Below are 15528 nucleotides of genomic sequence, written 5' to 3'. Positions count from 1 at the left end.
TTATTCAGTAGCTTTTAACCGGGAGAGCGCATTATTTACTATTGCGGCAGCTTTATCCCGCAGGCCTGCATGGCCTTTATTCATTTTTATCAGCAGCGCCCTGCATTCAGAAAGGAATACCTTAGCAAAATCAGGATCCTGCTCAACGATTTGTGCGGCGTTATCCATAATATCGGCATACTTAATGGTCTGTGCATCTGCACTTGTCTGCTCCATTCTTTCTGCTTCTTTACTTTTTCTTTTACGACGGTTCCAGTGCGGATAATTCGCCTTTACATACACATCTGTCAGCTCTTCTACTAATTGTACCGTACGGGCTACCTGCTGTGGCGGCATCAATGGCTGCAGGAAATCTGTGATGCCTTGCTTATTTACTGGTGTATCCTCCAGCACATCATGCAGCAGCGCGGCTGCGAGTATAGAGACATTGGAAGTATATTCCCGGACGATGGCCATCACCCTCAGTGGATGCTCGATATACCGTTCAGGAGCATACTTCCGCATCTGTTCTCCATGCGCCTGATCTGCAAAATCCCGTACCTGTTGGAGTATAGTTTCCATTGTAAAGCAGCTATCCGATTAAATATAATAGTCCTATCAAAAAAAATACCTTTTCCCCCTGCCGCAGGCATGTATTTCCAGATTATCTTTGGTACCATTGTTCAGGAAACCCATTTCTGTTAATAAATCTTCAAATCATATGGAATACAGACAATTAGGAGAGAGCAAATTAAAAGTATCGGCTATTACATTTGGCGCCTGGGCCATTGGTGGATGGATGTGGGGAGGCGCAGAGCGCAAAGACGCACTGGAAGCCATACAGGCTTCGGTGGATCATGGTGTGACTTCAATAGATACCGCCCCCATCTATGGCCAGGGATTGAGCGAGGAGATCGTGGGCGAAGCCCTGAAAAGTATTCCCAGGGATAAGGTACAGGTGCTCACCAAATTCGGTATGCGCTGGGATGAGACCAAGGGTACGCTGGCTTTCAAAAGTCAGGATAACAGCGGTAAGGATATCGACATCTACAAATATGCAGGCAAGGAAAGCGTGATCAAAGAATGTGAAGACAGCCTCCGGAGACTGGGCACCGATTATATCGATCTGCTGCAGATCCACTGGCCCGATGTGACCACGCCCATTGCTGAAACTTTTGAAGCTTTGCTGCGTTTGCAGGAGCAGGGTAAGATCCTGGAAGCCGGAGTGTCGAACTACAATGTAGCGCAGATGAAGGAAGCGGAGCAAACCATCAGGCTGGCCTCCAACCAGGTGCCGTTCAGCATGGTGGAGAGAACGATTGAAGAAGAGTTAGTGCCGTATTGTATTCAAAATAAGAAAGGCATCCTGGCTTATAGCCCGCTGCAGCGAGGTATCCTCACTGGAAAGATCAAACCGGGGCATTCTTTTGGAGAAGGCGATCATCGCCCCACGACCAAGTTCTACCAGCCGGAGAACCTGGCGCGTATCAATGCCTTCCTGGATGAGCTGCGACCCATGGCGGAAAGTAAGAATGCTACCCTGGCGCAGCTGGTGATCCGCTGGACCATTGAAAGGCCGGGTATTACAGTGGCGCTGGTAGGAGCGAGGGATGCGAACCAGGCGATACAAAATGCGAAAGCGATTGAAGTGAGGCTGAGCCCGGAGGAGATTAATTTTATTAATGAAAGGCTGTATAAGGTGGACCTGGTGCAGCCAGCGTAATGGAATTTGAAGTTTGAAGTTTGAGGTTTGAGGTTCGTTGGAGGTTAGAAGTTCAGGGATAGTAAGCGGGGATGGCATACATTTCCTGAACTTCAAACCTTAAACTTCAAACTTCAAACTTTTTTCGTATAATTGCATTAGCAACTATTTCATGCTAAACCTGCACACATATAACAGCGCTGACCAGCGCCATATTAAATACTACTTCCTCATGGCCACCCTGGCCATGGATTCGTTTATCGCCTGATAAGGCGCCGTGCTGCCTGCGGGTAGTGATCTTCTGTTTTCTTATTTGCCATCTTTCCATTACTCCCACAGCACCAGCGCCTGCCTGTTATTGTCATACACCTTTACATCTGATTCAATTATACGATCTCATACACCAAAACAATCTATCTAAAGCTTACAGATATGGATATAGCTACTGCTAATGCCGTTAATACCCAGGCACAGGATTTCCTGCCCCTGAATGGCACTGATTACGTTGAATTTTATGTGGGCAACGCCAAACAGGCGGCGCATTTCTACAAAACCGCCTTCGGTTTTCAGTCTGCCGCTTATGCGGGCCCCGAAACCGGCGTGAAAGACAGGGCCTCCTATGTGCTGGTACAGAACAAATTACGTTTTGTGTTGACCACCCCCCTGAAGCCCGGTAACGAGGTCTCCGCCCATATTGAAAAGCATGGGGACGGCGTAAAAGTGCTGGCGCTGTGGGTAGACGATGCCCGTTCAGCTTTTGAAGAGACCGTTAAAAGAGGGGCCAAACCCTTTATGAAACCTACCGTGGAAAAGGATGAGTTTGGAGAAGTAGTGCGTAGCGGTATTCACACCTATGGCGATACCGTGCACATCTTTGTAGAACGGAAAAATTACAATGGGCCTTTCCTGCCCGGCTATAAAGAATGGAAGACGGCGTACAACCCTGAAGAAACCGGCCTGCAATACGTAGACCACTGCGTAGGCAATGTTGGCTGGCATGAGATGAATACCTGGGTGGACTATTACGCCAACACCATGGGTTTTCATAACCTGATCTCCTTTGACGATAAAGATATCTCTACGGAGTATTCCGCTTTAATGAGCAAGGTAATGAGCAATGGCAACGGCCGCGTTAAGTTTCCCATTAACGAGCCGGCCGAAGGCAAGAAGAAATCACAGATAGAAGAATATTTGGATTTCTATGGCGGCGCCGGTGTACAGCACGTTGCCATCGCTACCAACGATATTATCCATACGGTAAGTGCACTGCAGCAAAGAGGGGTGGAATTCCTGAAAGTGCCCGGCTCTTATTACGACGAGCTGCTGGACAGGGTAGGGAAGATCGACGAAGATATTACTCCCCTGCGTGAACTGGGCATACTGGTAGACCGGGACGAAGAAGGCTACCTGCTGCAGATCTTCACGAAACCAATCCAGGACCGCCCTACGGTGTTCTTTGAGATCATCCAGCGCAAAGGCGCCAAATCCTTTGGTAAAGGCAATTTCAAGGCATTATTTGAATCAATAGAAAGGGAACAGGCGCTTAGAGGGAACTTATAAAGTTATCCGTTCCGCATCTGATCTGTGATGCTGTTTCCGTTGTAGTTAAATCTCCGGGGGCTGTTGCTACATTGCAACAGCCTTTTTGTATTTTGGCGGGCGCATGGTTATAAGCAATATCTTTTATTATAGCACGTTAGTTTTATGAGAACACAAACATTATTCGGTATCTTGTTCCTGTTGGGAGGGATTTTTCAGTCTATTACCGCCTATCTTATCTACCAGGGCCATGAGCATTATGTTTTACGATTTGCCAACCGTAAAATTGGTATGATTATATATATTATTTTTGCATTGGTACTATTTTTACTTGCTTATATAAACTTGTTCTAGTCACAGACGACATTTTAAAATTTTGTTAAAAAGAATATGAAGCGGATCATTGTAGCGGTATTGCTGATGTTGAGTGTTTATGGTGTAAGGGCCCAACAATCGTTCCTGGAGAACCAGAAGCTGTTTCCCAAGGTAGGGATGGCTTTCCGGGAGAAGGAGGAGTCCCTGAAGAAGGAGTTTGAAAAGAAGGGCCTGACTTACCCTGCCAAGTATATCTTTTTACGCTCCTTTAAGCTGGATAGCGAGCTGGAGGTGTGGGTAAAGAACAATGTGAACGATACTTTCCGCCTGTTCAAATCCTACCGGGTTTGTACCTTATCAGGTAAAATGGGCCCCAAGCGCAAGGAAGGGGACCGCCAGGTACCGGAAGGCTTCTATTATATCAACGACTTCAATCCCAACAGCAATTACCATCTTTCACTGGGGCTGAACTATCCTAATTATTCGGACAAGATCCTGAGCGATCCGAAAAAGCCGGGCGGCGACATCTATATCCATGGCAGCTGCCTGACCATAGGCTGTATCCCGCTTACAGACGAGTTTATAGAGGAGGTGTATATCCTGTGCGTGAACGCCAAGAACGCCGGACAAGACTTCATACCGGTGCATGTGTACCCGGTGAAGTTTGGCAATGTCCGCTCTATGGACTATCTCGGTGGTGTATCGCTGACAGACAACTCTTCCCAGCAATTCTGGGTGGAGCTGAAAAGCGCCTACGACTATTTTGAGAAGCATCACCGCCTGCCGGTTGTCCTGGTGGATAACAAGGGCAAATACGTAATGTAAGGGCAGGGGGATCCACAACGTCATTTCAAAGGCTGTTTTCCGGCGGGGAAACGGCCTTTTGTATTTATTCAATATTAATTGTCAATTATTGATTATTTTACAAGCGGTGTTTGTTTTATCACTTTTTTTTCGAAACTTGAGCCAAAGGTCAAATTAATTTACGTTTATGAATAGAAGAGATGCCATTAAGAACGTTGCCATCCTCCTCGGCAGCGCCATTTCTGCTTCCACGTTAGCAGCCCTGGAAGGCTGTAAAAGCTCGGCGCCAAAGAACTACGCCCTGCAGGCGCCGGAGACCAAATCTATCCTGGCTGAAATAGCGGAAACCATTATTCCCGAGACCGATACGCCTGGCGCAAAAGCCGCGAAGGTAGAGGAATTCATCGTTACCATGATGAGCGACTGCTATGATCAGAAAGACCAGCAAATCCTGCTGGACGGCCTGAAAAAGGTAGACGAGGCCAGCGACAAGCAGTACAAGAAAAAATTCGTGGACCTGAGCCCCGAAGAGAAAACAGCCGTGCTGACGGAGATAGACAAGGAGCGCGTGGCTTATAACAAAAGAGAGAACAAGCAGAAGGAAGATCCTACCCATTATTTCCAGTATATCAAAGAACTGACCTTGCTGGGTTACTTCACCTCTGAGCCAGGCGCTACCAAAGCCCTGCGCTACGTAGCCGTACCGGGTAGGTATGAGGGCTGTGTGCCTTACAAAAAAGGCGACAAGGCATGGGCGACCTGATAATGGAGCTGCTGGCTATTGGCTTTTAGCTATTAGTTAATGCGGTTTGCCTCCGGTAATTGTGATCTTATTTATTATTTGTAACCTTCAGCTAACAGCTAGGTGCTAATAGCTAGCAGCTAGCGGCTGATTCCTCAATTGAATTCCATGAATCTGAATATAAAAGCGCAGGATCAGAATACATTTGACGCCATTGTAATAGGCTCGGGTGTAAGCGGCGGCTGGGCTGCCAAAGAACTGACCGAAAAGGGTCTGAAAGTGTTAATGCTGGATCGCGGCAAGAAACTGGAACACGTAAAAGATTATGACACGGCAACAAAAGATCCCTGGGAGTTCCCGCATAGGGGCCGTATCACGGTAGAGCAGCGCGAAACGCATCCCAAGCTGAAACGCGACTATCCCTACAGCGAGCATAACGAAAAATACTGGATCAAGGATATTGAAAGTCCGTATAACGAAGTAAAAAGGTTTGACTGGTACCGTCCTGATATCGTAGGCGGTAAATCCATTATGTGGGGCCGCCAGTCTTACCGCTGGAGCGATATTGATTTTGAGGCCAACCTGAAAGACGGCATTGCTGTTGACTGGCCGATCCGTTACAGGGATATCGCGCCCTGGTATGATTATGTAGAGCGCTTCGCCGGTATCAGCGGCCAGGCAGAAGGCCTGCCCCAGCTGCCCGACGGACAATTCATGCCCGCTATGCCCATGAACTGCGTGGAAGAAGATGTTAAGAAAAAAGTGGAAGCAAAGTTCGCCGGCCGTAAGATCACCATGGGCCGTGTGGCTAACATCACCAAGCCTTTGCCCGGTCGTACCGCCTGCCAGTTCCGTAACCTGTGCAGCCGCGGTTGTCCCTTTGGCGCTTATTTCAGCACGCAATCGTCTACGCTGCCTGCAGCCGTAGCCACCGGCAACCTGACCTTAAGGCCTGATTCCATCGTGAATTCCATTATTTACGATGAAGCAAAAGGTAAAGCTACCGGTGTAAGAGTGATAGACAAGCACTCCAAGCAGATGACGGAGTATTACGCAAAGATCATCTTTGTGAACGGCTCTACCCTGGGCACCACCTTCGTACTGCTGAACTCTATCTCCAAACGTTTCCCGAACGGTTTGGGCAACGATAGCGGCGTACTGGGTAATTCCTGATGGATCACCACTTCCGTACCGGCGCTTCCGGCACTGTGGAAGGGTTTGATGATAAATATTTCTACGGCCGCCGCGCCAACGGTATCTATGTACCGCGCTACCGCAACATCGGTTCCGACAAACGCGATTACCTCCGTGGCTTTGGCTACCAGGGTGGCGCCAGCCGCAGCAGCTGGGCACGCGGCATAGCTGAAATGGGCGTAGGTAAAGACTTCAAGGATATGCTCACAGAGCCCGGCAACTGGAGCATGGGCCTCGGTGGCTTCGGCGAATGCCTGCCTTATGAAGACAATATCGTTACGCTCGATAACTCTGTGAAAGACGCCTGGGGACAACCAGTACTGAAGTTCGACGCAGAGTTCAAAGAGAACGAAATGAAAATGCGTAAGGACATGATGAACGATGCCGCCGAAATGCTGGAAGCAGCAGGCGCTAAAGACATCAAGACCTACGACAACGGCTCTTTCCCCGGTATGGCCATCCACGAGATGGGCACCGCACGTATGGGCCGCGATCCTAAAACCTCCATCCTCAATGGTTGGAACCAGATGCATGCAGTAAAGAACGTGTTCGTAACAGATGGCGCCTGTATGACCTCTGCCGCCTGTGTAAACCCATCACTGACCTACATGGCGTTAACCGCCAGGGCAGCGGATTACGCGGTGAAGGAATTGAAGAAAGGGAATATTTAAAACATAGTTGTCAGTTGTAAGTTGTCAGTCGTCAGTGATTATAGCGAAGATAATGTTCGCTGCATTTACTTACGACTGACAACTTACAACTGACAACTAATACAAGCTATGCATCTCAACATTAAGGCACAACAGGAAAACACCTACGACGCCATAGTAGTAGGTTCAGGAATCAGCGGCGGTTGGGCCGCCAAGGAACTGTGTGAGAAGGGGCTCAAAACACTGGTACTTGAAAGGGGACGTGATGTAAAACACGTGGAAGATTATAAAACCGCCATGAAGGCGCCCTGGGAGTTCGCCCACCGTTTACAGTTTACCAATGAAATGAAGGAGAATTTCCCTATTCAGAGCCGTTGCTACGCATTTGACGAGGCGACGCAACAGTTCTGGGTGAACGATAAGGAAAATCCCTATAACGAGATCAAGCCTTTCAACTGGCTGCGGGGTTACCAGGTAGGTGGCCGTTCCCTCATGTGGGGCCGCCAGGCGTACCGCTGGAGCGATATTGATTTCACTGCCAATGCAAAAGACGGACATGGGGTAGACTGGCCGATCCGCTACAAGGATCTTGCGCCCTGGTACTCTATGTAGAGTCATTCATCGGCGTAAGCGGTCAGGCGGAAGGACTGCCCCAGCTGCCGGATGGCGAGTTCCTCCCTGCTATGGAGATGAACTGCCTGGAGAAGCATGTAGCCGCCCGTATCAAAGAAAAATATAAGGACCGTATCATCACCATGGGGCGTGCAGCGCATGCCACCAAACCGCATAACGGCCGCCAATGCCAATACCGTAACCTCTGCGCCCGCGGATGTCCCTTCACCGGGTATTTCAGCAGCAACGGCGTTACGCTGCCTGCCGCAGCGGCCACCGGTAACCTGACCCTTCGCCCGGATAGCATCGTAACGGAAGTGATCTACGACGAAGCCAAAGGTAAAGCCACCGGTGTACGGGTGCTGGATTCCCACACTATGCAGACCGTAGACTATTACGCAAAGGTGATCTTCCTGAATGGCTCTACCCTGGGCACCAGCTTTATCCTGTTGAATTCTATCTCCAAACGTTTCCCGAATGGTTTTGGCAATGATAGCGAGCAGGTAGGCCATAACCTGATGGACCACCATTTTGGCGTGGGCGCATGGGGCATGTATGAAGGTTTCGAAGATCAGTATTATAGCAGCGGGCGTCGTCCTAATGGCATTTACATCCCGCGTTTCCGTAATGTGAGCGACACTACCAAACAAAAGGATTATGTGCGTGGTTTCGGCTACCAGGGCGGCGCGGGCCGTGGCCGCGGTATCCCCGGGGTAGACGGGGTAGGTAAAGACTTCAAGGAATCGCAGCTGGCCTTAGGTCCCTGGGATATGAGCATCGGCTCCTGGGGAGAGCATCTGCCTTATTACGAGAATAAGGTCACACTGAACAAAAATAAAAAAGACAAGTACGGTCTGCCCACCCTTGATATCGACTGTGAGTTTAAGGAGAATGAGCTGGCCATGCGGAAAGATATGCTGGCGAGCGCCAAGGAAATGCTGGAAGCGGCAGGACTGAAGAACGTGAGCGGCTTTGATGAAATGCCGCCTCCCGGCCACTGTATCCATGAAATGGGCACCGCCCGTATGGGTAAAGACCCGAAGACGTCTGTGCTGAATGGCTGGAACCAGGTGCATGCGGCGAAGAACGTCTTTATAACAGACGGTTCCTGCATGGCTTCTTCTGCCTGTCAGAATCCTTCTCTTACGTATATGGCTTTGACAGCAAGGGCATGTGATCATGCGGTGAGTGAGTTGAAGAAGGGGAATATTTAATAAATGTTTGAGGTTCTAGGTTTGAGGTTTGAAGTTCGTTACAGGTTAAAAGTCGACGGCAAGACTGCTTGCATAAAACATTTAACGTCTAACAAACTTCAAACCTCAAACTTTAAACCTCAAACTTATTAATCGGTAATAATGAAGCAAATTTTACTAGGGCACCTGCTGTTGTTAGCCTGCTGGATCGCAAGCCCTGTTTCTGCACAGCGCAAACACACATTTGAATTAGCTAAATCAGAATTCCTGCTGGATGGCAAGCCTTTCCAGATCATCAGCGGTGAGATGCACCCTGCGCGTATCCCGCATCAGTACTGGAAACACCGTATACAGATGGCGAAGGCTATGGGTTGTAATACGATAGCGGCTTATGTGTTCTGGAATTACCAGGAGCAGGAGCCGGGCCATTTCGATTTCAGCAGCGACAACCATAACATCGCTGCATTCATTAAACTGGCGCAGGAAGAAGGGATGTGGGTATTGCTGCGTCCCGGTCCGTATGTATGTGCGGAATGGGAGTTTGGCGGATTGCCGCCTTACCTGCTGCGTACGCCGGATATCAAGGTGCGTTGCATGGATCCCCGTTATATGGAGGCCGTGGAGCGTTATGTAACAGCGTTGTCGGCCCAGGTGAAGCCGCTGCTGGTATCACAGGGAGGTCCCATTATTATGGTACAAGTGGAGAATGAGTACGGCAGCTATGGTAACGACAAACAATACCTGCGCCGTTTGAAAGAACTATGGCAGCAGAACGGCATAGATGTACCTTTTTATACCGCGGATGGTCCGACGGCCTTTATGCTGGAAGCCGGAACGGTAGACAGCGCTGCCATCGGTCTTGACTCCGGCAGCTCTGATGCCGACTTCGCCGCCGCCAATCGCCAGAACCCGGATGTGCCTGCTTTCAGCAGCGAGTCCTACCCGGGATGGCTGACACACTGGGGCGAAAAATGGGCCAGGCCTGATCCTGCAGGGATCCTCCGGGAAGTGAAGTTCCTGATGGATAAGAAACATTCTTTCAACCTGTATGTGGTCCACGGCGGCACCAACTTCGGCTTCTCTGCCGGGGCTAACTCGGGAGGCAAGGGCTATGAGCCGGACCTCACCAGCTATGATTATGATGCGCCAATTAATGAGCAAGGCAATGCTACGCCAAAATATATGGAGCTGCGCAAGCTGATCGCCTCCTATTCCGGGAAAGCGCCGTTGAAGATCCCCGCGCCCATTCCTACGATCACCATCCCGGCTATTCCGCTGATCCCTTTTACCAGTGTATGGGAACATCTCCCACAGGCGGTGCCTTCTGTACAGCCTAAAGCTTTTGAGGCTTACGGGCAGGACTATGGGTTTATGCTGTACCGCACCACGCTGATCGGGCACAAGAGCGGCAGGCTGCAGGTAACAGAGCTGCATGACTACGCGACTGTGTTCCTGAACGGCCGGTACATCGGCAAGATAGACCGCCGGCTGGGAGAGAACAGCATCGATCTGCCCAAAACGGATGTGAAGGACCCTGTGCTGGAGATCCTGGTGGAAGGCATGGGCCGTATCAATTTTGCGCAGCAGCTGATAGACCGTAAGGGCATTACCGACCGTGTAACGCTGAACGGCATGACGCTGATGAACTGGGAGGTATTCGGCCTGCCGATGACGGAGGAATATGTGCAGGGGCTGAAGTCGACCAGCGGTGCCCAGGAAAGGCCCGGACAGTTCCTTAAAGGCACGTTTAAGCTCTCGCGGGTAGCAGACACCTATATAGATGTTTCAGGGCTTAAAAAGGGCGTCATCTGGGTAAATGGCCATAACCTGGGCAGATATTGGGAGATAGGCCCTCAAAAACGCCTGTATTGCCCGGCTCCCTGGTTGAAAAAAGGGACGAATGAGATCGTGGTATTTGACCTGCATCAAACGGCGCCCGCTTCGGTAAGCGGGGCGAGGACGCTGGAATAATTTTTAGTCGTTAGTCATTAGTCGTTAGTCATTAGTCGTTAGTTGTTAGTGAGGTTGTCAGTTGTCAGTTATCAGTTGTCAGTTATCAGTTGTCAGTTATCAGTTGTCAGATGGTATTTTTTTTACTATTGTTAGTCCCTGGTTTATATAACTGCCGCACGCACTAACGACTAATGACTAACGACTAACGACTAACAACTGTCAACTGACAACTGTCAACTGACAACCTTTACTTAACTGCATTTGCTTTTTCCAAAGGAAACACTTAACTTACGATAAGTAGTCTTTTTTCATCAACAGTAACCGAGCAATAACTACCTTTCATTACCGACTGGCAATTAACCACAAATCACGGACTACTTACGACTCTCAACGCTAAAAACGGCCTCGTTATGGGAACAGTACGCAACATCCTGCAATCTAAAGGACACGCAGTTTACACCATCCATCCGGATAATACCGTGTATGATGCACTGGTGGTTTTAGTTGAAAGAAATGTGGGCGCATTACTGGTAGTAGACGAACGGGACAAATTCCTGGGCGTTTTCTCCGAGCGCGATTATGCCCGCAAGGTGATATTGAAAGGAAGGGCTTCTAAGGAAACCCTGATCCGGGAGATCATGACGGAGCGCCCAATTACAGTAACAGAGAACGAGTCGATTGAAGACTGTATGGTGAAAATGACAGACAAACGTATCCGCCACCTGCCGGTGACAGATGAGCAACAAAGGCTGGTAGGCCTTATATCCATAGGTGACGTGGTGAAGTTTATCATAGATGAACAGCGTTATATTATCAATAACCTGGAATGTTATATTAACGGCACACATACCTGAGGAAAAAAATCCGGGTATTGATGTTTTGAATAATTTTTTGTAAATTCATAACATATATCCGATACCGTAAGGATATCTTTCGCCTGCCAACAGCGTATTGTAGGGTTTAAGAATAGGCGTCAGGAAATTAACGGTAGCTTAGCAAATTGCTTTTTGACAGATTAAGGACTGAATTTTAATCGCTTGGAGGGCGATATATTTTGCAAGGTTCAGTAGTTGAAACGGCTCCCCTGTGGCCCTTCCTCGTATTCGGGGCCATCGTACTGGTACTGGTTGGTGCCATACTGGGTCTGTCCTATGTGCTCGGAGAGCGGCATAAAGACCGCGCTACGGGCGAGGCCTATGAATCCGGTATCCTCTCTACCGGATCTGCACGTTTACGCTTCCCTTCCCAATTTTACCTTATTGCAATGTTGTTTGTGATTTTTGATATTGAAACGGTTTTCATTATCTCATGGGCCATTGCTTTTGAAGAACTAGGCTGGGCAGGCTATATAGGAGTGGGCATATTCATCTTTATCCTCCTGGTAGTGCTGATCTACGAATGGCGCAATGGTGCGCTGGATTTCGGGCCGGACGGCAAAAAGATACTGCGGGCATATAAGAAGCTGCGCAAGGGCAGGCAGACGGATGTTGGTTTACCGCCGCTGCACACCACGCAACCCGCTAAAGGATAAAAGTGATTAGTCGTAAGTCATCAGTCGTAAGTCGTTAGTAATTGAGGCAAATACAAACTACGCACTGGTACACTAACGACTAACGACTAACGACTTACGACTAGATATCTGGATTAGCTGAAAAGCGAACGGTATTAATTTTTATTCCACGGATCTAATAATAAGACTGGCCATACTTTCCTCAACAGCCAGAATGGATCTTGTTACAAAAAACGACTGGTACATCTTCTACAGCCAGGAACAGGACTCAATAACGATCAGACAATTACGGATTACGAATGGGATCGCCATTTGTTGTTTGTGTTGCTGTTTGTCATTGAATCACTACAGCGTTTATCTCTCCAACATTTTTTGAGTTTTCATGCAGCGCGATGTTGCATGATGATCTGTAATTCGTAATAATTTTTATTATGGACTGGTGGTTAAGCAAAGCGCAGGATCATACCGGTAAAGTAAACGGTAATGGATCACTCGAAGAGGCCATGCAGCAAAGCATGATATTAAGTTCTGTAGACCGGCTGCTGGCATGGGGCCGTAAGAACTCCCTTTGGCCCTTCCATTTCGGCCTCTCCTGTTGTTTTGTGGAAATGGCTACCTCCATGACGCCTAAATATGATGTGGCCCGCTTCGGTGCGGAAGTGATCCGCGGCACGCCCCGTGAAGCAGACGTGATGATCATCGCCGGTACCGTATTCATTAAAATGGCGCCTATTATCAAGCGTTTGTATGAACAGATGATGGAGCCCCGCTGGGTGATCTCCATGGGCTCCTGCGCCAATTCCGGTGGTATGTATGATATCTACAGCGTAGTGCAGGGCGTAGACAAATTCCTGCCCGTAGATGTATATGTGCCCGGTTGTCCTCCACGGCCCGATGCCTTCATGCAGGGCCTGATGTTATTACGTGATTCCGTCGGTAAGGAAAAACGCCCGCTTAGCTGGACCATCGGCGACCAGGGCGTGATCAGGCCTGAAAAGATATCCATGAAAGAGGTGTTGCGCGATCAGCGGCAGCAAATGACGCAATTCAAAACACCTGACGAAATATGAAATAGCAACAATGATCGAAGATATCACAACACAGTTACGCTCCCGTTTCGGGGAACATACCTTTAAAGATGAGGTGGCGAGGGACGGTACCCTTACATTATGGATGCCGTCAGACAAGAACGTCACCATCCTCCAATTCTTAAAATCAGAAATATCAATGCCTTACCGCATGCTCTACGACCTCACGGCCATCGATGAGCGTGCGTATAAAAGACCTCAGAACGGACATGCACCCTTTGATTTCACCGTCGTATACCATCTCTTCTCTTTCGAGCGCAACCAGTTCCTTCGCCTGAAAACAGGACTCCGCGGAGAATACCCATCACTACCAAGCATCACCCACACCTGGCCCGCTGCCAACTGGTACGAGCGGGAAGTGTTCGATATGTTCGGCATCCGCTTTGACGGGCATCCGCTGCTGAAACGCATACTGATGCCGCCTACCTGGGAAGGACATCCCCTGCGCAAAGAACATCCTGCACGCGCTACGGAAATGGGCCCTTTCCGGCTGTTCGAAGAGAAGGAGGACAAAGAACAGGCGGCCCTGCAATTCAACCCGGAAGAATGGGGGCTGAAACGGCAGAGCGAGGATTCAGACTTTATGTTCCTGAATATCGGTCCGCAGCACCCCGGCACGCACGGTGTACTGCGCATCATCCTGCAGCTGGACGGTGAAGATATTGTAGACGCCGTGCCCGATATCGGCTTTCACCACCGCGGTGCAGAGAAGATGGGCGAACGGCAGTCCTGGCACACTTATATTCCTTATACAGACCGTATAGATTACCTGGGTGGCGTGATGAATAACCTGGCCTATTTGCTTTCCGTAGAAAAGCTGGCAGGGATAGAAGTGCCTTTAAGGGCACAGGTGATCCGGGTGATGCTCTGTGAACTATTTCGTATTGCCAGCCACCTGGTTTGGTACGGCACCTTTGCACAGGACGTAGGGCAGCTCTCGCCCGTGTTCTACATGTTCACTGACCGTGAGCGCATCTTCGAGATCATCGAAGCTGTTTGCGGCGGCCGTATGCATCCAAACTGGTTCCGCATTGGCGGCGTAGCGCAAGACCTGCCCCGGGGTTGGGATAAAATGGTGCGCGATTTCGTGAAATACTTCCCTCCCAAACTACGGGAATATGATAAGATGGTGATGCAGAATGCGCTGTTCAAAGCGCGTACCGTGGGCATCGGCATCTATACACTGGAAGAAGCGATCGACTGGGGCGTAACAGGTCCCGGTCTCCGTGCCTGCGGCATGGAATGGGATATGCGCAAGATGCGCCCCTACAGCGGTTATGAGAACTTCGCCTTTGAAGTGCCCACCGCTGCCAACGGCGATTGTTACGACCGTGCGCTGGTGCGCGTGGAAGAAATGCGGCAAAGCCTGCGCATCATTGAACAATGCCTGGAGTTTATGCCGGAAGGCGATTTTAAATCGCACCATCCCCTGGCCACTCCACCCGTGAAGCAATACACCATGCACGATATTGAAACGCTGATCCACCACTTCCTGAACGTAAGCTGGGGGCCTGTAATACCCGCCGGCGAAGCTATGAGCTGTATTGAGGCTACGAAGGGATGGAACGGGTATTACCTGGTCAGCGATGGCAACACATCTCCCTACCGGGTGAGAGTGCGCACACCTTCATTCCCGCACATGCAGATGGTCCCATACATCAGCCGTGGTTATACCGTGGCGGATCTGTTGTCTATCCTGGGCGGAATGGATTATGTGCTGGCTGATATCGACCGATGAACAAGCTACTTACTGACCTTTTATTATATGCTGACACAAACAGAAATATCAAAGATCGAACATGAGCTGCAACAGGTGCCTGTAAAGAAGGCGGCGGTGATAGAGGCTTTGAAGATCGTGCAGCAGGAGCGGCGCTGGGTAAGCGATGAGAATGTACACGATATTGCCGCCCTGCTGGGTATGAGCGCAGACGAGGTAGACAGCGTGGCGACGTTTTATAACCTCATCTTCCGCCGGCCGGTAGGCAGGCATGTGATCCTGGTATGCGACAGCATCAGCTGCTGGGTGATGGGATACGAAGATCTCAAACAGGCGCTGATGGATCATTTGCAGATCAAATACGGCCAAACCACACCCGACGGGCGTTTTACCTTATTGCCCAATGCCTGCCTCGGAACCTGTGACCATGCGCCTGCACTGATGGTTGATGCCGATCTGTACAGAGATCTTAACAAGGATATGCTTAAGGATATTTTAGATAAATATGTTTGAAGTTTGAGGTTTGAAGT

At 49.5% G+C, this 15528-nt stretch carries 12 protein-coding genes and 2 pseudogenes; 12 read left to right on the top strand and 2 right to left on the bottom strand.

What is annotated here, in order from left to right; translation table 11 throughout:
- On the bottom strand, positions 1-561 hold the full coding sequence (locus ACR9Y8_RS05525) for an HD domain-containing protein (protein WP_481212239.1): 561 nt from the start codon (positions 559-561) through the stop codon (positions 1-3).
- A 139-nt stretch (positions 562-700) separates the two neighbouring features.
- Here ACR9Y8_RS05525 and ACR9Y8_RS05520 point away from each other — a divergent pair, with 139 nt between their 5' ends.
- Positions 701-1702, top strand: coding sequence for an aldo/keto reductase (locus ACR9Y8_RS05520; RefSeq protein ID WP_481212238.1), 1002 nt, complete (start codon positions 701-703; stop codon positions 1700-1702).
- A gap of 154 nt (positions 1703-1856) precedes the next feature.
- Here the strand turns inward: ACR9Y8_RS05520 and ACR9Y8_RS05515 are convergent, their stop codons facing one another.
- Positions 1857-2009, bottom strand: coding sequence for a hypothetical protein (locus tag ACR9Y8_RS05515; protein ID WP_481212237.1), 153 nt, complete (start codon positions 2007-2009; stop codon positions 1857-1859).
- 104 nt (positions 2010-2113) lie between these two features.
- Between ACR9Y8_RS05515 and hppD the strand changes: the two genes are divergently transcribed.
- The 11 genes and pseudogenes from hppD (at position 2114) to nuoE (ending at position 15511) form a co-directional block, all read left to right on the top strand.
- Positions 2114-3241, top strand: coding sequence for a 4-hydroxyphenylpyruvate dioxygenase (gene hppD, locus ACR9Y8_RS05510; protein WP_481212236.1), 1128 nt, complete (start codon positions 2114-2116; stop codon positions 3239-3241).
- Between the two features lie 369 nt (positions 3242-3610).
- Positions 3611-4360: a L,D-transpeptidase family protein gene (locus tag ACR9Y8_RS05505; protein WP_481212235.1), complete on the top strand. Its 750-nt coding sequence runs from the start codon at positions 3611-3613 to the stop codon at positions 4358-4360.
- A 166-nt stretch (positions 4361-4526) separates the two neighbouring features.
- Positions 4527-5102 carry a gluconate 2-dehydrogenase subunit 3 family protein gene (locus ACR9Y8_RS05500; protein WP_481212234.1) on the top strand — a complete coding sequence of 192 codons (576 nt, stop codon included), beginning with the start codon at positions 4527-4529 and terminating at the stop codon, positions 5100-5102.
- A gap of 147 nt (positions 5103-5249) precedes the next feature.
- A pseudogene (locus ACR9Y8_RS05495) lies at positions 5250-6946 on the top strand (GMC oxidoreductase).
- 108 nt (positions 6947-7054) lie between these two features.
- Positions 7055-8751, top strand: a pseudogene (locus ACR9Y8_RS05490) (GMC oxidoreductase).
- Between the two features lie 141 nt (positions 8752-8892).
- Positions 8893-10701, top strand: a complete 1809-nt coding sequence (locus ACR9Y8_RS05485; protein ID WP_481212233.1) for a glycoside hydrolase family 35 protein — start codon at positions 8893-8895, stop codon at positions 10699-10701.
- 392 nt (positions 10702-11093) lie between these two features.
- Positions 11094-11537 carry a CBS domain-containing protein gene (locus tag ACR9Y8_RS05480; RefSeq protein WP_481212232.1) on the top strand — a complete coding sequence of 148 codons (444 nt, stop codon included), beginning with the start codon at positions 11094-11096 and terminating at the stop codon, positions 11535-11537.
- A gap of 200 nt (positions 11538-11737) precedes the next feature.
- Positions 11738-12214 carry an NADH-quinone oxidoreductase subunit A gene (locus ACR9Y8_RS05475; protein WP_481212231.1) on the top strand — a complete coding sequence of 159 codons (477 nt, stop codon included), beginning with the start codon at positions 11738-11740 and terminating at the stop codon, positions 12212-12214.
- Positions 12215-12624: 410 nt separating this feature from the next.
- Complete coding sequence (locus ACR9Y8_RS05470) at positions 12625-13263, top strand: NADH-quinone oxidoreductase subunit B (protein WP_481212230.1); 639 nt, start codon at positions 12625-12627, stop codon at positions 13261-13263.
- 10 nt (positions 13264-13273) lie between these two features.
- A complete protein-coding gene (nuoC, locus tag ACR9Y8_RS05465) occupies positions 13274-15019 on the top strand; it encodes an NADH-quinone oxidoreductase subunit C/D (RefSeq protein WP_481212229.1) in 1746 nt (581 codons plus the stop codon).
- A gap of 27 nt (positions 15020-15046) precedes the next feature.
- Complete coding sequence (gene nuoE / locus ACR9Y8_RS05460) at positions 15047-15511, top strand: NADH-quinone oxidoreductase subunit NuoE (RefSeq protein WP_481212228.1); 465 nt, start codon at positions 15047-15049, stop codon at positions 15509-15511.
- The last annotated feature ends 17 nt before the right edge of the window (positions 15512-15528 follow it).

It is taken from the genome of Chitinophaga sp. SVR4-12A (genome assembly GCF_056754765.1).
Note: the sequence above shows the minus strand (reverse complement) of the source record. Positions and strands in the feature narration are given on the sequence as shown.